Genomic DNA, 20,197 nt, shown 5'->3' with positions numbered 1-20,197 from the left:
TCACCACACGACGCCTTCCAGGAGGGGGTTATTGACCTGCTTTGTGTGCCTGCCAGCGCTCATTGAGTGCTTCAAGCTCAGCGTTCACCGTCTTCCAGCGAGCCGAGCTCATCAGCTCCTGACGGCTAAATGAACCTTTATGATACAATTGTGTAACACGTTCAGCATTGATCGGCGACAGGTTATCTAACACGCTAACCGCCCCTTTACGATTATTGCAGACCAGGATCATATCGCAACCCGCATCCAGCGACGCCTGACCGCGCTCGGCATAGCTGCCCATAATGGCAGCGCCTTCCATCGACAGATCGTCGGAGAAAATTACGCCGTTAAAGCCCAGCTCCTGACGTAACACGGTTTTCAGCCAGTGCGCAGAGCCGCTGGCCGGACGCGGATCGACGTCGCTGTAAATCACGTGCGCGGGCATGATGGCGTCGAGTTTGTTGTCAGTAATGAGCGAACGGAAAACGGACATATCTTTGGCGCGGATTTCCGCCTCAGGGCGCGGATCGCGCGGCGTCTCTTTGTGGGAATCCGCCGTCACAGCGCCGTGCCCCGGGAAGTGTTTCCCGGTGGTTTTCATACCGGCGTCGTGCATTCCGTCGATAAAACATGTTGCCATCGCCAGGGCGATCTGCGGATCTTCATGGTAAGAACGCTCGCCAATCGCCGCGCTGATATGCCCGACATCCAGCACCGGCGCAAAGCTGATATCAATATCCATGGCGATCATTTCGCTAGCCATCAGCCAGCCTGCATCCTGCGCCAGCTTGCCGCCCTGCTCCGTTCCCAGCAGTGCAGCAAAAGATTGCGCCGCCGGCAGACGGGTAAAGCCCTCGCGAAAACGCTGGACGCGTCCGCCTTCCTGATCGACCGCCACCACCAGATGGTTACGGGACGCCGCACGGATCTGACGCACCAGCTCGCGCAGCTGCGCGGGATCGTGATAGTTGCGGGTAAACAGAATGAGCCCACCCACCAGCGGATGCGCCAGAATATCGCGCTCTTCCGCATCCAGTTCATACCCTTCGACATCCAACATTACTGGACCCACACGAACCTCTCTTATCCTTTAGTTTGTAACTGACGCCAGACGTCATCTGCCAGCGCGATAAATTGTTTGTCAGCCGATTGCTGAAAGCGTAATTCGAACCACCCGGCCATCATCATCAGTACCCAGGGCCGCCAGCGCTGCACCTGCTTTTTCAGGTGATGCGCATCGATGTTCGCCGTTTTGGCGTAGACGTCGATAAACTCCTGGCGGGCATTTTCCGTCGGCATCCATATGGACGCCAGCTCAAGCCCTACGTCGCCATCACCGGCATATTCCCAGTCGATCAGCCGCTCGCCTGTCGCCGTATGCACAATGTTTCCGGCATGAACGTCCATATGCAGCGGCACCAGCCGCAAGGGCTGCGGTTCGCCGCGCTGACGCAAATGTTTTAGCGTAGCCAGCCAGAACGGCGTGCGTCTGGCGGGATCGGCCCCTTGCCAGTAGGCATCGAGCAGCGGTAACAGGTTAATTCGCCAGCCCAGACGGGATTGCCGATGCAGATAATACAGCATGCCTGCGAGGGTTTGGGTATCAGGAAGCTCGCTTTTGATCTCGCCCACAAGATACTCCACCGCCATCCAGTCGCGATAAAAGCAGTGCGGCTTTGGCACCAGATCGGCAGGCAGACGGCATAAAGCGTGGTATTGGCGGCGAAAACAGAAAGCGGGCCCGCTCGCATCGTGGCGCAGACGTAACACCAGACGGCGCTCGCCCTGCTCAATAATGCAACTCGCGCCGCTAAACCCGGCGTGGGTTTGCGGCGCGACAAGGCGATACTGAGGGAAGTAGCGCGAAACGATCGTTTCGCGCGTGACGTTATTGTTGTGTAACGGCACCTTTACCTGACCAGATAATCTCACCCGTTTGAACCAGCATCAGCTGCATTTGCAGGGCTGGCGTATTGACGTTGCCGGTGGCGTTGGAATAGAGCACATACTGCGCGCCAACGTTACGGGCGATACCAATCGCTTTGCTGCGCGAGCCCAGACTGTCCTGCGGTGACAGGCCCAGTTGCTGCTTTGCAACCGACAGTTGCTGCACGGAGACCAGCGTAAACTTGCCGTTATTCGCCAGCGCATTGCGCAGGGTTTCGGTGGCTTCACCGGCATTCAGCGAACCGTTGGTGCGGTTGTTCACGCTGTCCACCAGCAGCACGCTGCCTGCGGTAACACCCTGTGCCTGCAGCATTTTGCCGACCATCGGCTGCATCGCACCGTTCCAGTCATAGTGGCGAACGCGTGGCGCAGGCTGTGAGGTTTGATCCGGATGTTCAATCGGCCCTGGCTGTTCAGGAATCGTTGGCACGGACGGCACCGTTGGAACCGGCTCCGTCGGGGTCACTGGCTGTTCAGTGCCCGGTTTGGCCTCATCAACGGGCGCGGGTTGCTGTTCCGTACGGGTGATACATCCCGACAGGAAAAGCGCAAAAGCGGTAACGAGCGCGTAACGGCCCAAATTCTTAATCAAGGTTCACCCCTTACAAATAAAGATAAAGTCTGACCTTATGCGCACCCAGATAATTAGCGCTGCCATAAAGCGTGACCGACGAATTCGCCGGAATAACGACGCTGCGCGGCGCTTCAAGTGGATGCATCTCGAGGCCTCTTACGTCATACCAGTAAAACCGATAGTGGACGGTGACAGGCTCATGTCGTTCGTTATAGAGCGTAGAGGACGCCGACGGCTGAATTTCACTGACCGTCAGCGACGGTGCTTCTGCGGTGATGCCCGCAGCCAGTACCGACGACTCCATCACCAGCGTCTGTTCGTCGCTGACCGGGATCGCGGGACGCGAGCTACAGCCCGCCATTACCATCGCCAGGAGCAGTACAGCGATACGCCCTCTTTGCATGTTAAAGACCTTTATGCGCCAGCATCGGACCCAGCGGACGACCGCCCAGCAGATGCATGTGAATATGATAAACTTCCTGCCCACCATGACGATTGCAGTTCATGATCAGACGGTATCCGTCTTCGGCAATCCCTTCCTGCTCAGCAATTTTCGCTGCTACCGTCAGCATACGGCCTAATGCCACTTCATGCTCAGTTTTCACGTCATTAACGGTCGGAATCAGAATATTGGGGATAATAAGGATGTGTGTCGGAGCCTGAGGCGAAATGTCGCGGAAAGCAGTGACCAGTTCATCCTGATACACGATATCCGACGGGATTTCACGGCGGATAATTTTACTGAAAATGGTTTCTTCAGCCATGACGTTTTCCTTTTTGGTTTAATCTGGCGTGACGTGACCGGCAAAGGCTGACATACGGCAATTGCCCGTGACACAACACAAGAGTATGAGCGAGTTTCTCCTGTCCTTTCAACCTTATCCCGTTATTTCTTTCTTTAACGTCCAATGGATGGTCGCTGATTGACCATTCACCCCCCGGAATGAACTGAAACATAATTTCAGTGGCAATGGTTACATCTGTTTACACGGTTAAATCAAATGCGTATATTTCGCATTTGCATTTTCATGCGCATTTCCAACATAGAAATGACCTCCGACCGTTATCGGGACTGGGGCAAAAAATTACCATTCACTCAGAAAGGGTTTGATGATGTCTTTCATTAATCACACCAGGGATGGGCAACGTCAGTCTGTCGCAACACCTTCGTTGCTGGCAGCCTGTATTGCTATGGCATTGATGCCGACCGCAAGTTTCGCTGAAACGAATCCAGAAGATACCGTTGTCGTTGACGGGGCTGATAACGCGCAAGACCAGAATAGCGCGCAGGATAAGGATTACAGCGTCAAAACCACCACGACCGGCACCAAATTACTGCTGGTTCCGCGTGATATTCCCCAGTCGGTCAGCGTCATGAGCCAGCAGCGTATGCAGGATCAGGAGCTGAACACCATTGGCGCAGTGCTGGATAATACCGTCGGTGTGAGTGCGTCTCGCATCGATACCAGCCGTACCAACTTCTATTCTCGCGGTTTCTTCATCAGCAACTTTGCCTATGAAGATATGCCCACTTTCCTCGATAACCGCTGGAATTTTGGTGATACCGCAGGCGACACGGCCATTTTCGACAAAATCGAAGTGGTGCGCGGCGCAGCCGGCCTGATGAGCGGAACGGGAAACCCATCCGCCTACGTCAATATGGTGCGTAAACACGCCGACAGCAAAGAGTTCAAAGGCAACGTCTCCGCCACCTACGGCAGCTGGGACAAACAGCGTTATGTGATGGATCTGCAGGCACCGCTGACGGAATCCGGCAATGTGCGCGGGCGCGTGATCGCCGGTTACGAAGACCGCGACTCCTGGGTTGAACGTAACCACTACCGTAAGAAATTTGTCTCCGGGATCCTCGACGCAGACATTACGGACTCAACCACCCTCTCTCTGGGCTATGACTACCAGGAGAGCGAAGAGGACAGCCCGACCTGGGGCGGTTTCCCGTCCATGTTCAGCGATGGCAGCAAAACCAATTTCCGTCGCGGCTTTAACACGGCGGCCGACTGGACCTACTCCAATAACGACTCTACCAAGGTCTTCGCTAACCTGACGCAGCGCTTTGATAACGGCTGGGAAGCCAAAGTTAACGCCATGCATGCGGAAACCAATTTTGACAGCAAGCTGATGTACATCGACGGCTATCCGGATAAAACAACCGGCCTGTACGATGCCTCCAGTTGGTACGGCGCCTGGGGCGGCTGGAACCGGGGCGAACGTAAACAGGACTCTGTGGATGCGTTTGTGCGCGGCGGCTATGAGCTGCTGGGCCGTCAGCACGAAGTCATGTTTGGCGGCAGCTACAGCCGTCAGCGCAATAACTATGACAACTCCTATCCGGTTAACGATAACTATGGCCTGATGGATGTCGGCAGCATTTACGATTACAACGGCAAACTGGCTGATCCGAGCTGGTCCGGCTTCTCGCTCTATCAGCGTGATGTCATCCGTCAGAAATCAGTCTATGGCGCCACCCGCCTGTCACTGGCCGATCCGCTGCACCTGATTCTCGGCGCGCGTTACACCGAGTGGAGCGCGAAGTACAATCTGGAGCGTCAACCGAACGAAATCCGCAACGCGAAGTTCGATGACGTCACACCATACGCGGGCCTGATCTATGACATCGATGATACCTGGTCGGTCTACGGGAGCTATACCTCTATCTTCCAGCCTACGGGCCAGCGCGATATCAACAGCAAGTTTATCGATCCGACCACCGGTAAGAGCTATGAAGCCGGTGTGAAAGGCGACTGGTTCAACACCCGTCTGACCGCGACGGTTGCTGTCTTCCGTATCGAGCAGGACAACGTGGCCGTTAATACCGGAACGACGATCCCAGGCTCCGGCGGCCAGTCGGCGTATAAATCTGTAGATGGTACCGTCAGTAAAGGTATCGAATTCGAACTGAACGGCGCGTTGACCGATAACTGGCAGCTGACCTTCGGTGGAAGCCGGTACATTGCAGATGATGAGAATGGCGCCGCAGTAAACCCAGGCCAGCCGCGTACGTCTCTCAAACTGTTTACGCGTTACCAGCTGCCAATGCTGCCTGAGCTGACCGTGGGCGGTGGCGCTCGCTGGCAGAACAAAACCTGGCAGGATATCGACAATGGCCCGAACGGCGTGAAGCAGATTACTCAGGATGGCTATACCGTAGTCGATCTCTTTACCCGCTATCAGGTCACCAAAAACTTCTCGGTTCAGGGCAACCTGAACAACGTGTTTGACGAAGAGTATTACGATTACCTGGGCACCTACGGTGTCTATGGCGCACCGCGTAACTTCTCTGTGAGCGGAAGCTACAGTTTCTAAGTTCGCCGTGATTTAGCCGTGAATACGAAGGGAGCCGAAAGGCTCCCTTTTTTATTGGAGTAAACGCAGGATTGTATTTCCGCTTACCCTCTCTACAAAACCGTATGCCCGGTAAACGCAACGCCAGTGAGCGTAGGCTAGCCAATAAAAAAGGCAGCCATTTGGCTGCCTTAGTCTCCCCAGGTCAGAACTTAGTTGCTGCGGATGTATTCATCCATTTCGGTTTTCAGGTTATCGGATTTAGTCCCGAAGATTGCCTGAACACCCGAACCTGCAACAACAACGCCCGCTGCGCCCAGTTTTTTCAGACCCTGCTGGTCAACTTTAGCCACGTCAGCAACGCTCACACGCAGACGAGTGATACACGCGTCCAGGTTAGTGATGTTTTCTTTGCCGCCGAATGCTGCAATCAGAGCAGGAGCCATTTCGCTGGTAGAGGTCGCTTTCGCATCGTCAGTAGAATCTTCACGACCTGGCGTTTTCAGGTCCAGTGCTTTGATCAGCACGCGGAAGATGGTGTAGTACGCCACTGCGTAGCACGCACCAACGATTGGGAACAGCCACAGTTTGCTGCTGTTACCGGACAGAACGATAAAGTCGATCAGACCGTGCGAGAAGGATGTACCGTCACGCATACCCAGCAGGATACAGATTGGGAATGCCAGGCCTGCCAGAATCGCGTGGATAACGTACAGGATCGGCGCAACGAACATGAAGGAGAACTCGATCGGCTCGGTGATACCGGTCAGGAACGAGGTCAGCGCTGCGGAGATCATGATACCGCCCACTTTTGCACGGTTCTCTGGTTTAGCAGAGTGCCAGATAGCAATCGCAGCAGCCGGCAGACCGTACATTTTGAACAGGAAGCCGCCAGACAGTTTGCCTGCAGTTGGGTCACCTGCCATGTAACGTGGGATATCACCGTGGAATACCTGACCTGCGGCGTTGGTGTATTCACCAATCTGCATCTGGAATGGAACGTTCCAGATGTGGTGCAGACCAAATGGTACCAGGCAGCGCTCAACGAAACCGTAGATACCGAACGCGACAACCGGGTTCTGGTATGCAGCCCACTGAGAGAAGGTCTGGATAGCCGTACCAATCGGAGGCCAGATGAAGGACAGCACAACGCCCATGAAGATCGCAGCCAGACCAGAGATGATCGGTACGAAGCGCTTGCCCGCGAAGAAGCCCAGATACTCAGGCAGCTTGATGCGATAGAAGCGGTTAAACATGTAGGCTGCAATAGCACCGGAGATGATACCGCCGAGAACACCGGTATCCGCCAGGTGTTTTGCTGCGATCTCTTCAGCAGGTAAATGCAGAACCAGTGGCGCAACCACAGCCATGGTTTTCACCATGATGCCGTAAGCAACAACCGCAGCCAGAGCAGATACACCATCGTTATTGGTGAAGCCCAGAGCGACACCGATAGCGAAGATCAGCGGCATGTTAGCAAAAACAGAACCGCCTGCTTCGGCCATCACGTGTGAAACTACGGCTGGCAGCCAGCTGAAGTTTGCAGAACCGACGCCTAGCAGGATACCTGCGATAGGCAGTACGGATACTGGCAGCATCAGCGATTTACCGACCTTTTGCAGGTTAGCAAATGCATTCTTAAACATAATTGAGAGTGCTCCTGAGTATTTGTGCTTTTTTTACGCTTTCACGCATGGGCACGGGGGGAGAACCGCGCCGTGGACAGGACATCTAAGCGCCCTTTATTTATTACACAGAGTAAAATAAATCCCTGTGACTTTGTTTGACGGCTATCACGTTTCAGCCTCAGACGATCGAAAAACTTTCAGTAATTTACAAAAAGCATTTCCAGATATGTCTAAAAACACCGTCACCGCCCTAAATAAGGCGGTGAACTTTACTCGCTTTGTTTATTAATTACGAGCCTAAAAAAAACAGGTGTTTCAAACAGATTGCAGGCGGGCGGGGGCGATGTGGAACAAATTAGCGAAGTTTTCCGTGGTGGCACGTGCCAACGCTTCGAGGCTGACGCCCTTCAGGACGGCCATGTACTCGGCCACATCTCTCGTCATGGCTGGCTGGTTCTCTTTACCGCGATGCGGCACCGGTGCCAGATAAGGAGAATCTGTTTCCACCAGAATGCGGTCGAGAGGCACATAACGCGCGGCATCACGCAGTTGTTCAGCATTACGGAACGTCACGATCCCGGAAAACGAGATATAAAACCCTAAATCAAGCAGCTTGCCCGCTGTTTCTCTGTCTTCTGTGAAACAGTGTAGTACGCCACCGCAATCCGTCACCTTTTCTTCCTGCAGGATCGCCAGCGTATCGGCGCGCGCATCGCGGGTGTGGACGATAACCGGCTTGTTCAGCTCGCGTCCGATGCGGATGTGGTTGCGAAAGGACACCTGCTGGCGGGATTTCGTTTCCGGCGTGTAAAAATAGTCCAGCCCGGTTTCCCCCATCGCGACCACGCCCTCTTCCGCTGCCATACGGCGCAGATCCTCAACGTTATACTCTTCATCCTGATTGAGCGGATGCACGCCGCAGGAAAAGGCCACGTTATCGCGCTCACCCACCAAATCGCGCATCGCGCGGTATCCCGGTAAAGTGGTGGCGACCGCCAGACAGAATTTCACATCGCGGGCGGCAGCTTTCGCCAGTACGTCGTCCACGTCTTTATGCAGTGATTGATAATCCAGGCCATCGAGATGGCAGTGTGAGTCGACTAAAAACATGATGTCTCTCTCAGAGATGGGAAGCAGGCAGCTGTGTGCCTGGTTGCAGGTAATGTTCCGTACGCAGTAACAGGTCCGTGAGTAACAGCTCGCGATTCACGCCGGTTACGGTTAAGAGTTGTTCGCGGCACACGCTGACGTCGTGGAAGATCGCACGCAGTATGGCCCCCGACAGCTGATTCGCCAGCGTATTGACCAGCGGCCAAACGTCGGTATTGCTCAGAAGCTGTGCGCCTTGCTGTAATTTGAGGGCGTCCAGTAGCAGAGATGCCAGCCAGTGCAGCCGTGCGGGCGCGTGTTCGTGGTTCAGCGCGCCTAACAGACTTAGCCAGTCCCGGCTCTCCAGCGTGCCGCTCAGGGCATCGCAAAGCTGTACTCGCTGTGCCCAGGTCTCTTTTTGCAGCAGTTCGAGGGCGGCGGCAGGTGCGCCACTGCTCAGGCGCAGCGCGGTTAACGCTGCATCTTGTGACGCCGTCACTTCCCGTTCAAGCCAGCTTAACGCCCATGATTCCTGGGGCGCGGCGAGGTGATGAAGTCGGCAACGGCTGCGCAATGTGGCCAGTAATCGGCCCGGCTCACGGCAGGACATGAAGAACCAGGTATTCACCGGCGGTTCTTCCAGCGTTTTGAGCAGGGCATTCGCGGCAGCTTCCGTCAGCAGCGCCGCATCCTTCAGCCAAACCACTTTCGCCCCGCCGAGACGGGCGTGCTCATACAGCTTTTCGCTGACTTCACGCACCGCATCGATCCCGAGCGAGCTTTTGCCCTTCTCCGGCTCCAGCGTGTAGTAGTCCGGGTGCGTCCCCGCCTGCATCAGCTGGCAGCCGCGGCATTTGCCACAGCTTTTACTGCCTTCCGGCTGCTGACACATCAGAAAACGCGTAATCGCATAAATCAGGGCGTCATCACCCATGCCGGGTAACGACTGAATCAGTAACGCATGATGCCCCCGACCGGACTGATAGCTGCTAATCAGCTGATCAAAGTGCGGACGCAGCCATGGGTACCATTTCATGCCTGCTGCTCCTGTACCCACGCAGTGACCGTTTCGCGGATCGAACGGGTGACATCCTCAAGGGATTGGGTCGCATCAATGGTACGAATCGAGCTGTCCTGCGCGGCCAGTTCAAGATAGCGCGCACGGGTGCGGTTAAAGAAATCCAGCGACTCTTGCTCAATACGATCCAGCTCACCGCGCGCGCGGGCGCGTTTCAGGCCTACAGCCGGGGTGACGTCCAGATACAACGTCAGATTGGGGCGGAAATCGCCCAGCACGGCATCGCGCAGCGTTGCAAGCATAGCCTGATCGATACCGCGCCCACCGCCCTGATAGGCCTGGGTCGAGAGATCGTGACGATCACCAATCACCCAGCGCCCTTCTGCCAGCGCCGGTTTGATCACCGTTTCGACCAGTTGCACGCGGGCGGCGTAAAACATCAGCACTTCGGCTTTATCGCAAATCACTTCGTCCCCGACGGATTTGATGTCCAGCACCAGGCTTCTCAGCTTCTCGGCAAGCACAGTCCCGCCCGGCTCGCGGGTGAAAACCATCTCCCCGATGCCCAGCTCTTTCAGTGTGTCGACCACCACGTTACGTGCGGTGGTTTTCCCGGCGCCTTCCAGCCCCTCTATGACGATGTAATTACTGCGCATTTTTTTCCTTAAGTGCCTTCAGATAGTCCTGAACAGAGCGATTATGGCTGGCAAGGTTGGTGTTAAAGGTATGCCCCCCTTTTCCGTCAGCCACAAAATAGAGATACGGTGTGTGTGCCGGATGTGCGGCGGCATCAAGTGATGCCTGGCTCGGCGTCGCGATTGGGCCTGGCGGCAAACCGCTAATCACGTAGGTATTATACGCCGTTGGCGTTTCCAGATCCTTACGGCTTATCTTCCCGGCGTAGTTCTCACCCATTCCGTAAATCACCGTCGGGTCCGTTTGCAGCCGCATGCCGATACGCAGACGATTGATAAAGACTGACGCAACCTGATCGCGCTCGCTGGCGACGGCCGTCTCTTTTTCGACAATCGAGGCCATGGTGACAAACTGATTTTGATCTTTATACGGCAGACCTTCCGCGCGCCCTTCCCACGCTTTCTCAACGGCGGTAACCATTTTTTTGTGTGCGCGCTTGAGAATGGCGACGTCGGTGGTGCCTGCGGTATACATCCAGGTATCAGGCCAGAACCAGCCTTCCACCCACTCGGGATGTTCGAGCTTCAGCACCTCGGCGACGGTCGCGTACTGGTCATCTTTCAGCGTATGGCTGATGTAGGGCGCATCGCGCAGCTGTTTGATGTAGTCGCTCAGGCGCATGCCTTCGACGAATCGCAGCGGGAATTGCGCCTCTTTGCCGCTTTCCAGCAGTTCAAGCATTTCACGCACCGTCATACCCGGCGTAAAGCGGTAGGTCCCCGCTTTAAAATGCGAAAGCTCCGGCTCAAGACGCAGCAGCCACTGGAATACTCGTGGGCGGTTAATGATTTTATCGCCGTAAAGCTGATCCCCCAGCGCCAGGCGCCCGGTACCCGCTTTCAGCGTGAATACGGTCTCTTCTTTAATCAGAATGTGACTGTTCGCCATTTGACGAACTTTCCAGACTCCCACGCCGCCAGCGATAGCCATCACGACGATAAGGAGGAGGACAAAGCGCAACATTTTTTTCATGACTATCTTGTTTGCTCACACAGTGGGGCTAAAAACGAGTACAACTCACGCGACGACCATTGCTTCTGAGCATAAGCTCGAACCGGCACGACGGGCATTAATGCATTGCAGATGACAACCTCATCGGCATCCCGCAGTGCCTCTTCGCCTGCGTGAACTTCGACAACGCGAAAACCGGAGTGTGCCAGATGCTGCAAACAAAACTGTCGCATGATGCCATTCACACCGGCCTGATCCATCTTAGGGGTGAATACGTCATTACCCTGTCGCCACAGTAAATTGGCCGCACAGCATTCCGTAATGAGACCTTCGCTGTCAAGAACGAGCGCTTCATCGGCGTCTGACTGTTCAAGATGAGCGCGGATCAGCACCTGCTCAAGTCGGTTGAGATGTTTTATCCCTGCAAGCGAGGGATTACGGCCCAGGCGAATCGGGCTGAGCGCCAGGCTGATGCCGTCGCGACGCCATACGTCGTAGTGCGTGGGATAAGCTGAAACAGAGAGGATTCGAGTGGGATTCAGGCAACTTGCCCCGCTATAGCCGCGTCCGCCCGCCCCCCGGCTGATAATGACTTTCAGCACGCCGCGAGGGTTGCCTTTAGCCAGGTCGATCATTTCACGCTGAAGCTCTGCCCAGTGAGTAAACGGGATCAGCAACTTTTCGCACGCCATTTGCAGACGCTGAAGATGTGCGGCAAGCAGACAGACCTCGCCTTCAGCAATGCGTGCCGTAGTGAAGCAGCCATCGCCAAACTGGGTCGCCCTGTCGCTCGCGGGAAGATAATCCTGCTGCTGGCCATTGATTAAGAACATGGAGGCTCCTTTTTCGTGACCCGATAGTTTGGCAGGATGAATAATGCAGAACAAGGGAAGAAAACCGAATAAAAAAGGCCCGACAAGCGGACCTTTTCATTTATCGCAACCGGGCAGCGAGACTTAGATCTTTTTAAAGATCAGAGAACCGTTGGTGCCACCGAAGCCGAAGGAGTTACACAGCGTGTACTCCAGACCGCTAACCTGGCGCGCTTCGTGTGGAACGAAGTCCAGATCGCAACCGTCATCCGGGTTATCCAGGTTGATGGTTGGCGGAACAGCCTGATCGCGCAGGGCCAGGATGGAGTAGATAGACTCTACTGCACCTGCAGCACCCAGCAGGTGGCCGGTCATGGATTTGGTGGAACTGACCATAATACGGCTGGCAGCATCACCAAATACAGACTTAACGGCCTGGGCTTCTGCTTTATCGCCTGCAGGCGTCGAGGTGCCGTGGGCGTTAACATAGCCAATCTGGCCCGGCTCGAGACCTGCGTCGCGAATCGCGTTCACCATCGCCAGTGCCGCACCCGCGCCATCTTCCGGCGGAGAGGTCATGTGATAGGCATCGCTGCTCATGCCGAAACCAACGATTTCTGCATAAATTTTCGCGCCACGCTTTTTCGCGTGTTCGTACTCTTCAAGTACGATCATGCCAGCACCATCGCCAAGAACAAAACCATCACGGTCTTTGTCCCACGGACGGCTCGCAGCCTGAGGATTGTCGTTACGGGTAGACAGCGCGCGCGCCGCACCGAAACCACCAACGCCCAGCGGAGTACTGGCTTTTTCAGCACCACCGGCAACCATAGCGTCTGCATCACCATAAGCAATGATACGCGCGGCCTGACCGATGTTATGCACACCAGACGTACAGGCAGTTGCGATAGAAATGCTTGGGCCACGGAGGCCAAACATGATGGTCAAGTGACCAGCCACCATGTTAACAATCGTGGACGGAACGAAGAATGGGCTGATCTTACGCGGGCCACCATTCACCAGAGAGGTGTGGTTTTCCTCGATCAGGCCAAGGCCGCCAATCCCGGAGCCAATAGCGGCGCCAATGCGGGTTGCGTTCTCTTCCGTAATCTCAAGGCCAGAATCCTGCATGGCCTGAACGCCAGCGACAATTCCATATTGAATGAAGGCATCCATCTTGCGCTGTTCTTTGCGCGAGATGATCTCTTCACAGTTAAAATCCTTTACTAAGCCAGCAAATTTCGTTGCATAGGCGCTAGTATCGAAATGGTCGATTAGGCTGATGCCGCTCTGACCGGCAAGGAGAGCTTTCCAGGTGGACTCTACGGTATTGCCGACAGGAGACAACATGCCAAGTCCGGTCACAACTACACGACGCTTAGACACGTTTGTCCTCCAGGGAGGGATAAAAAAAAGGATTCGTGGGACTAAAAAAGATAAAACTCAGGCGGTCGAATGACCGCCTGGAGATGTTCACTTACGCCTGGTGACCGTTGATGTAATCAATGGCAGCCTGAACGGTGGTGATTTTCTCAGCTTCTTCGTCCGGAATCTCAGTATCAAACTCTTCTTCCAGAGCCATTACCAGCTCAACGGTGTCAAGAGAATCTGCGCCCAGGTCTTCAACGAAGGATGCGGAGTTCACAACTTCTTCCTGCTTAACGCCCAGCTGCTCGCCGATAATTTTCTTAACGCGTTCTTCGATAGTGCTCATACTCTTAAATTTCCTATCAAAACTCGCTTTCGCGATGGTTTTCGTAGTGTATAAAATGTTGAAAAATTTGCAACTAAATCCCGGCAGGTCTTACCACGATTTTACGTTATTTTGAGGCCATTCGCCCTAATAACGCAAATATTTTCGATCGTGGTTAAACCATGTACATCCCGCCGTTGACGTGGAGAGTCTCACCAGTGATGTAACTCGCTTCGTCAGAGGCTAAAAATGCAACCGCGCTGGCGATTTCCTGAGCGCCACCGAGGCGACCCGCAGGAACCTGCGCCAGAATACCCGCACGCTGATCGTCAGATAGCGCACGCGTCATGTCCGTTTCAATAAAGCCCGGAGCAACAACGTTTACAGTAATCCCGCGTGACGCGATTTCGCGCGCCAGCGATTTACTGAACCCAATCAGACCTGCTTTCGCCGCAGCGTAGTTGGCCTGACCAGCATTTCCCATGGTACCAACCACAGAACCGATAGTGATAATACGGCCATGACGCTTTTTCATCATAGCTCGCATTACCGCTTTTGACAGACGGAATACAGATGACAGGTTGGTTTCGATGATATCGTCCCACTCGTCGTCTTTCATTCGCATCAGTAAGTTGTCGCGAGTGATACCGGCATTATTTACCAGAATATCCACTTCGCCAAACTCTGCGCGAATATTTTCCAGAACAGATTCGATAGATGCAGCATCGGTCACATTCAGCATCAGACCTTTACCGTTCGCACCTAAATAGTCGCTAATCGCTTGAGCGCCCTTCTCACTGGTCGCAGTACCAATGACTTTCGCGCCACGCGCGACCAAGGTCTCAGCAATTGCACGTCCGATACCGCGGCTTGCGCCCGTTACCAGCGCGATTTTTCCTTCAAAACTCATGGTAATCCTCTTTTATTGCGCGAGTGCCGCTGACAGGGCTTCTGGCTCATTAATAGCCGATGCCGTCAGGGTATCAACAATACGTTTGGTCAGGCCGGTCAGGACTTTACCCGGGCCTGCTTCATACAGGTGCTCAACGCCCTGTGCGGCCATAAACTCAACGGTTTTGGTCCACTGCACTGGGCTGTAAAGCTGACGAACCAGCGCATCGCGAATCGCTTCCGGCGCCGTTTCGCATTTCACATCAACGTTGTTCACAACCGGAACCGTTGGTGCGTTAAAAGTGATTTTTTGCAGCTCAGCCGCCAGTTTTTCAGCAGCGGGTTTCATCAGTGCACAGTGAGACGGGACGCTCACCGGCAGTGGGAGTGCGCGCTTCGCGCCCGCCGCTTTACAGGCTGCGCCTGCACGTTCAACGGCTTCTTTGTTGCCCGCAATGACAACCTGGCCCGGTGAGTTGAAGTTCACCGGTGAAACAACCTGCCCTTCGGCTGATTCTTCGCACGCTTTGGCAATCGATGCATCATCCAGACCAATAATGGCGGACATCGCACCAGTCCCTTCCGGAACCGCTTCCTGCATGAATTTGCCACGCATTTCGACCAGACGCACGGCATCGGCAAAACCAATGACGCCCGCACATACCAGTGCAGAATATTCACCCAGGCTATGACCTGCCAGCATTGCAGGCGCTTTACCGCCCTGCTGCTGCCAGACACGCCACAACGCAACGGATGCGGTAAGCAATGCAGGCTGCGTCTGCCAGGTTTTATTCAGCTCTTCCGCCGGACCCTGCTGAGTCAGCGCCCAGAGATCGTAGCCCAGAGCGTCTGATGCTTCACGGAAAGTCGCTTCAATAATTGGGTACTGTGCCGCTAATTCAGACAACATCCCAACCGACTGAGAACCCTGACCCGGGAACACAAAAGCAAATTGCGTCATTTTTAATCCTTAATTAGAAACGAACCAGCGCGGAGCCCCAGGTGAAACCGCCACCAAAGGCTTCAAGCAAGACCAGTTGGCCTCGTTTAATTCGTCCATCGCGTACCGCTTCGTCAAACGCGCAGGGTACCGACGCCGCAGAGGTGTTGCCATGACGATCGAGGGTCACAACAACGTTATCCATGGACATGCCCAGCTTTTTAGCCGTGGCGCTGATAATGCGCAGGTTCGCCTGATGCGGCACCAACCAGTCCAGCGCAGAGCGCTCCAGATTGTTTGCTTCCAGCGTCTCATCGACGATGTGCGCCAGTTCCGTGACCGCAACCTTGAATACTTCATTGCCTGCCATGGTCAGGTAAATGGAGCTGTCCGGGTTCACGCGATCGGCGTTAGGCAGCGTCAGCAGCTCGCCATAGCGACCATCGGCATGCAAATGCGTCGAGATAATGCCCGGCTCTTCTGACTGACCTAACAGTACAGCGCCCGCACCATCACCAAAAATAATGATCGTTCCGCGATCTTCCGGGTTGCAGGTGCGTGCCAGCACGTCTGCACCAATCACCAGCGCATATTTCACCGCGCCAGACTTCACGTACTGATCGGCAACGCTCAGCGCATAGGTAAAACCTGCGCAGGCAGCTGCAACGTCAAACGCCGGGCAACCTTTGATGCCGAGCTTAGCCTGAATCTCACAGGCTGCGCTTGGGAAGGCGTTAGGTGCGGATGTAGTCGCGACCACGATCAGACCGATCTCGTCTTTATCAATACCTGCCATTTCCAGCGCGCGAAGGCCCGCTTCATAGCCCATCGTGGTTACTGTTTCATCTGGACCGGCGATACGGCGTTCACGAATACCTGTGCGGGTGACAATCCACTCGTCAGACGTATCGACCATTTTTTCCAGATCGGCGTTGGTTCGCACTTGTTCAGGCAGAAAACTGCCGGTACCTAAAATCTTCGTATACATGTACGCTCAGTCACTTTTAGCTAATACAGATTCCAGGCGAGCGGCAATCCGCTGAGGGACTTGTCGCTGCACCGCCTGCACTGCCTGTTCAATCGCGACGGTAAAGGCTCGCTGATTGGCCGCACCATGACTCTTAATCACCGTGCCGCGCAATCCTAACAGACAGGCGCCATTATACTGGTCGGGGTTGAGGTGACTGAATCGCCGCGCCAGGCTTTTTTGTAACCAACGCTTTAATAAAATCAGCCACCAGGACCTTTTTTTGCCTTCGCCCTGCGATTTGAGCAGGGAAAGGAACATTCGAACCACCCCTTCCATCGTCTTTAACGTTACGTTGCCGGTAAACCCGTCACACACCAGAACATCGGTCTTTCCGGTCAATAATTCATTAGCTTCAAGATAGCCAATATAGTTGATTGACGGCATGGATTTTAGCAATTCTGCGGCATCACGGATGCTATCAAGACCCTTGGTCTCTTCTTCACCGATGTTCAGCAACGCAACGCGGGGATTCACAATCCCCACAACTTCTTCTGCCAGCACCGACCCCATAATGGCAAACTGGGCCAGCATCGTACTATCGCAATCGACGTTAGCGCCCAGATCGAGCACCACCGTTTTGCCCTTCTGCTGATGCGGCAACACCGTCACCAGCGCAGGACGCTCAATCCCCTCAATGGGCTTGAGCATTAATTTCGCCAGTCCCATCAGAGCACCGGTATTTCCGGCGCTGACGCAGGCTTCAGCCCGCCCTTCTTTTACCAGTTCCAGCGCAATTCGCATTGAGCTTCCGCGACTGTTGCGGATCGCATGCGAGGGCCGGGCATCACTGGCAATAACTGACTGCGCAGGGATAATCTGCAGACGTGAACGTTGTTCAAAGTCAGCTTTTGCAAGTAATGGCGTGATGGTGTCGGGATTGCCGACTAAAAGAAGTGTGAGTTGCGAATTAGAATTCAGTGCCTGCAATGCTGCAGGCACTGTCACGGAAGGCCCGAAATCTCCTCCCATGACATCTAACGCCAGGGTTAGACGTGTCAAGGTATCTTCGCTGCCCGGTTCGGTGTATCCCCCGCTTTCGCGGGGAATGCCTCACTAAGCTTCATCACGTTTACTCTTCGTCTTTCACGATGCAGGCGTCCCGCACGGTAAAATTCGTTGAGTAGCGCGTGATTACTTAGTGATTACCTTGCGGCCACGGTAGAAACCGTCGGCAGTCATGTGGTGACGCAGGTGTTTCTCACCAGAAGTCTTGTCTACAGACAGGCTGGTAACTGCAGTCAGCGCGTCATGGGAACGACGCATGCCACGTTTGGAACGGGTTGGTTTATTCTGTTGTACGGCCATGGACCTTACTCCTTAATTACTTACGCTTTAAGCTGGCTAATACGGCAAATGGATTTGGTTTTTGCGCTTCATCAGGCAGTTCCCCAAAGACCATGTCCGCGTCGGACACTTCACAGTGTTCAGAATCATGCACCGGAACTACCGGCAAGGCGAGGATGATTTCATCTTCAACCACTGCAAGCAGATCGATTTCACCGAATTCGTTAACCTCAATCGGCTCATACGCTTCCGGGAGTGCTTCAGCCTGTTCGTCAGAACGAACCGGACTGAAACAATACGTTGTGTGAACATGACGTGTGAACGGTTTCCCGCAACGCTGGCACTCGAGCGTTACCGTGACCTTTGCATCACCGTTCAGAACGGCCAGGCGCTGGTTATCGATAGCGAACGACATGGAGCATTCCACATCAGTGTCCACACTGACCACAAACTCGGCGATACGTTCAGCCTGATCGGCGGTATAAATACCTTCGTAATCGAGGCGTTTTTGAGCCGTACGAACCGGGTCAAGAGTCAGGGGTAATTTTACCTTTTGCATAGGGCGCGCATATTAACTTTGTAACGTCATAGAGTCAAAGAAAAAGGCAACCAGGGCTGCCTTTTGCCAATTATTCGCACACATTGCGGCCTGTAGTTTAAAATGGCTGGCATCGATACGCTATATCTGGTGAAAAAAATATGCCAAATCTCGTGCTTGCTTCCACTTCGTCATACCGCCGCGCGTTGCTTGAAAAGCTGGGGATCCCGTTTGAGTGTGCCGCCCCCTTCGCTGACGAAACGCCGCATCACGCTGAATCTCCGCGTCATCTGGTGTTGCGTCTGGCACAGGAAAAAGCGCAAAGTCTGGCCGCTCGCTATCCCAACCATCTGATTATAGGCTCCGATCAGGTTTGCGTGCTCGACGGTGAAATTACGGGTAAACCTCACACCGAAGAGAACGCGCGCCTGCAGCTCATGAAAGCCCGAGGCACTATTGTTACCTTTTACACCGGCCTTGCGCTTTACAACTCCGCCACGGGCCACCTGCAAACGGAATGCGAACCCTTTGACGTTCACTTCCGACACCTGAGCGATCAGGAGATTGAGGATTATGTGCGCAAAGAGCGCCCGCTTAATTGCGCAGGGAGCTTCAAAAGTGAAGGTCTGGGGATTGCGTTGTTTGAAAAACTGGACGGGCGCGACCCAAATACGCTGGTCGGTTTGCCGCTGATTGCGTTATGCCAGATGCTCAGACGCGAGCACTTTAATCCGCTTTCTGCCTGATCGTAAACGGCCCTGGTTTGGTAAGCCGGGTAAGCGCAGCGCCACCCGGCCTATCTTTAACCGCGTAACACTTTCAGACAGCGTTTCAGCTGGTCATCCAGCGGCGCTTCGACGCGCATCACTTCACCTGTGCCAGGATGGGTGAATTTCAGCGCCGCAGCGTGCAGGAAGAGACGCGACAGCCCCGTTCCGGCCAGCTGTTTATCAAACTCACGATCGCCGTAGCGGTCATCAAACGCAATGGGATGTCCGGCATGTTGCGTATGTACGCGAATCTGGTGGGTACGGCCGGTCACCGGGCTACAACGCACCAGTGTCGCAAACGCGTAACGCTCTTCTACTTTAAAGCGAGTTTCAGACGGTTTGCCTTCGCTGTTCACCCGCACAATGCGCTCACCGCTTTGCAGAATGTTTTTCAGCAACGGTGCCTGCACCACTTTCACATGGGACTGCCACTGACCGCGCACCAGCGCCAGATAGTCCTTCTGCATGCCCTTTTCGCGCAGCTGCTCGTGCAGCGAACGTAACGCCGAGCGCTTTTTGGCCACCAGCAACACACCAGAGGTATCACGGTCCAGACGATGAACCAGCTCGAGGAAACGCGCTTCCGGGCGCAGGGCGCGAAGGCCTTCGATCACGCCAAAGCTCAAACCGCTGCCGCCGTGCACCGCCGTGCCGGAGGGTTTATTCAGCACAAGGATATGATCGTCTTCATAAAGGATAGCGTCAGTCAGCGCGGCGACTTTTTGCAGATGCGGCGAAACCGCCTCTTCTTCACGTTCAGCGACGCGCACCGGCGGAATACGCACTTCATCGCCCGCTTCGAGTTTGTACTCAGGTTTCACGCGCTTTTTATTTACCCGCACCTCGCCTTTGCGCAAGATGCGATAAATCATACTTTTTGGCACGCCTTTCAACTGGGTGCGTAAAAAGTTATCGATTCGTTGCCCCGCTTCGTCATCGGCGATAGCAACCATTTTTACGGATGGAGTCTCTGTTTTCATGGTTGGCGATTCTAAATATCGATACGCATTAGCGCCACTCATTTTTCTATGCTTATATTTACTTTTGCCCG

At 54.5% G+C, this 20,197-nt stretch carries 22 protein-coding genes; 2 read left to right on the top strand and 20 right to left on the bottom strand.

What is annotated here, in order from left to right; all coding sequences use genetic code 11:
- Positions 1-28: 28 nt before the first annotated feature.
- The 5 genes from nagZ to hinT are packed head-to-tail and all read right to left on the bottom strand — an operon-like array spanning position 29 to position 3,267.
- Positions 29-1,054 (bottom strand): beta-N-acetylhexosaminidase, encoded by a 1,026-nt coding sequence (gene nagZ, locus ACB496_RS08165; RefSeq protein WP_371974945.1) that lies wholly within the window; start codon positions 1,052-1,054, stop codon positions 29-31.
- An 11-nt stretch (positions 1,055-1,065) separates the two neighbouring features.
- Positions 1,066-1,890 (bottom strand): thiamine kinase, encoded by an 825-nt coding sequence (gene thiK, locus ACB496_RS08160; protein WP_371974944.1) that lies wholly within the window; start codon positions 1,888-1,890, stop codon positions 1,066-1,068.
- On the bottom strand, positions 1,871-2,521 hold the full coding sequence (gene lpoB / locus ACB496_RS08155) for a penicillin-binding protein activator LpoB (RefSeq protein WP_100780574.1): 651 nt from the start codon (positions 2,519-2,521) through the stop codon (positions 1,871-1,873). The genes thiK and lpoB overlap by 20 nt, the downstream gene beginning before the upstream one ends.
- A 10-nt stretch (positions 2,522-2,531) precedes the next feature.
- Positions 2,532-2,906: a YcfL family protein gene (locus tag ACB496_RS08150; RefSeq protein WP_100780575.1), complete on the bottom strand. Its 375-nt coding sequence runs from the start codon at positions 2,904-2,906 to the stop codon at positions 2,532-2,534.
- Position 2,907: 1 nt separating this feature from the next.
- Positions 2,908-3,267 (bottom strand): purine nucleoside phosphoramidase, encoded by a 360-nt coding sequence (gene hinT / locus ACB496_RS08145; protein WP_006809243.1) that lies wholly within the window; start codon positions 3,265-3,267, stop codon positions 2,908-2,910.
- Between the two features lie 349 nt (positions 3,268-3,616).
- Between hinT and fhuE the strand changes: the two genes are divergently transcribed.
- Complete coding sequence (gene fhuE / locus ACB496_RS08140) at positions 3,617-5,827, top strand: ferric-rhodotorulic acid/ferric-coprogen receptor FhuE (protein WP_371975217.1); 2,211 nt, start codon at positions 3,617-3,619, stop codon at positions 5,825-5,827.
- 191 nt (positions 5,828-6,018) lie between these two features.
- On the opposite strand, the gene ptsG is transcribed toward fhuE, so the two are convergent.
- The 14 genes from ptsG to yceD all read right to left on the bottom strand — a co-directional run bounded on the left by ptsG (position 6,019) and on the right by yceD (position 18,397).
- Positions 6,019-7,452 (bottom strand): PTS glucose transporter subunit IIBC, encoded by a 1,434-nt coding sequence (gene ptsG / locus ACB496_RS08135; protein WP_100780577.1) that lies wholly within the window; start codon positions 7,450-7,452, stop codon positions 6,019-6,021.
- 297 nt (positions 7,453-7,749) lie between these two features.
- Positions 7,750-8,544 (bottom strand): metal-dependent hydrolase, encoded by a 795-nt coding sequence (locus ACB496_RS08130; RefSeq protein ID WP_371974943.1) that lies wholly within the window; start codon positions 8,542-8,544, stop codon positions 7,750-7,752.
- Between the two features lie 10 nt (positions 8,545-8,554).
- On the bottom strand, positions 8,555-9,559 hold the full coding sequence (gene holB / locus ACB496_RS08125; protein WP_371974942.1) for a DNA polymerase III subunit delta': 1,005 nt from the start codon (positions 9,557-9,559) through the stop codon (positions 8,555-8,557).
- Positions 9,556-10,197: a dTMP kinase gene (gene tmk / locus ACB496_RS08120; protein ID WP_100780580.1), complete on the bottom strand. Its 642-nt coding sequence runs from the start codon at positions 10,195-10,197 to the stop codon at positions 9,556-9,558. The genes holB and tmk overlap by 4 nt, the downstream gene beginning before the upstream one ends.
- Positions 10,187-11,209, bottom strand: coding sequence for a cell division protein YceG (gene yceG / locus ACB496_RS08115; RefSeq protein WP_371974941.1), 1,023 nt, complete (start codon positions 11,207-11,209; stop codon positions 10,187-10,189). Before yceG ends, tmk begins: the two co-directional genes overlap by 11 nt.
- 2 nt (positions 11,210-11,211) lie before the next feature.
- Positions 11,212-12,021, bottom strand: coding sequence for an aminodeoxychorismate lyase (pabC, locus tag ACB496_RS08110; protein WP_371974940.1), 810 nt, complete (start codon positions 12,019-12,021; stop codon positions 11,212-11,214).
- Positions 12,022-12,144: 123 nt separating this feature from the next.
- A complete protein-coding gene (gene fabF, locus ACB496_RS08105; RefSeq protein ID WP_100780583.1) occupies positions 12,145-13,386 on the bottom strand; it encodes a beta-ketoacyl-ACP synthase II in 1,242 nt (413 codons plus the stop codon).
- Between the two features lie 91 nt (positions 13,387-13,477).
- Complete coding sequence (gene acpP, locus ACB496_RS08100) at positions 13,478-13,714, bottom strand: acyl carrier protein (protein ID WP_003857954.1); 237 nt, start codon at positions 13,712-13,714, stop codon at positions 13,478-13,480.
- A 154-nt stretch (positions 13,715-13,868) separates the two neighbouring features.
- On the bottom strand, positions 13,869-14,603 hold the full coding sequence (gene fabG / locus ACB496_RS08095; protein ID WP_100780584.1) for a 3-oxoacyl-ACP reductase FabG: 735 nt from the start codon (positions 14,601-14,603) through the stop codon (positions 13,869-13,871).
- A 12-nt stretch (positions 14,604-14,615) separates the two neighbouring features.
- Positions 14,616-15,545: an ACP S-malonyltransferase gene (gene fabD, locus ACB496_RS08090; protein ID WP_129034383.1), complete on the bottom strand. Its 930-nt coding sequence runs from the start codon at positions 15,543-15,545 to the stop codon at positions 14,616-14,618.
- A gap of 13 nt (positions 15,546-15,558) precedes the next feature.
- The gene (locus ACB496_RS08085; RefSeq protein WP_102105540.1) at positions 15,559-16,512 is read right to left on the bottom strand and encodes a beta-ketoacyl-ACP synthase III; all 954 of its coding nucleotides are present in this window, start codon (positions 16,510-16,512) and stop codon (positions 15,559-15,561) included.
- Positions 16,513-16,518: 6 nt separating this feature from the next.
- Entirely contained in the window at positions 16,519-17,553 is a 1,035-nt protein-coding gene (gene plsX / locus ACB496_RS08080) for a phosphate acyltransferase PlsX (protein ID WP_206732569.1), read from the bottom strand.
- Between the two features lie 132 nt (positions 17,554-17,685).
- A complete protein-coding gene (gene rpmF, locus ACB496_RS08075; protein ID WP_071844907.1) occupies positions 17,686-17,859 on the bottom strand; it encodes a 50S ribosomal protein L32 in 174 nt (57 codons plus the stop codon).
- Between the two features lie 16 nt (positions 17,860-17,875).
- On the bottom strand, positions 17,876-18,397 hold the full coding sequence (gene yceD, locus ACB496_RS08070; RefSeq protein WP_100780588.1) for a 23S rRNA accumulation protein YceD: 522 nt from the start codon (positions 18,395-18,397) through the stop codon (positions 17,876-17,878).
- Between the two features lie 140 nt (positions 18,398-18,537).
- Here yceD and ACB496_RS08065 point away from each other — a divergent pair, with 140 nt between their 5' ends.
- Positions 18,538-19,122: a nucleoside triphosphate pyrophosphatase gene (locus ACB496_RS08065; RefSeq protein ID WP_371974939.1), complete on the top strand. Its 585-nt coding sequence runs from the start codon at positions 18,538-18,540 to the stop codon at positions 19,120-19,122.
- 56 nt (positions 19,123-19,178) lie between these two features.
- On the opposite strand, the gene rluC is transcribed toward ACB496_RS08065, so the two are convergent.
- Positions 19,179-20,126 carry a 23S rRNA pseudouridine(955/2504/2580) synthase RluC gene (gene rluC / locus ACB496_RS08060; RefSeq protein WP_181827608.1) on the bottom strand — a complete coding sequence of 316 codons (948 nt, stop codon included), beginning with the start codon at positions 20,124-20,126 and terminating at the stop codon, positions 19,179-19,181.
- Positions 20,127-20,197: the final 71 nt, after the last annotated feature.

The sequence above is a fragment of the Lelliottia nimipressuralis genome (assembly GCF_041464075.1).
In the GTDB taxonomy this organism is placed as follows: domain Bacteria; phylum Pseudomonadota; class Gammaproteobacteria; order Enterobacterales; family Enterobacteriaceae; genus Enterobacter; species Enterobacter nimipressuralis.
The sequence above is the reverse complement of the archived record's forward strand: the minus strand, read 5'-3'. Positions and strand labels throughout refer to the sequence as shown.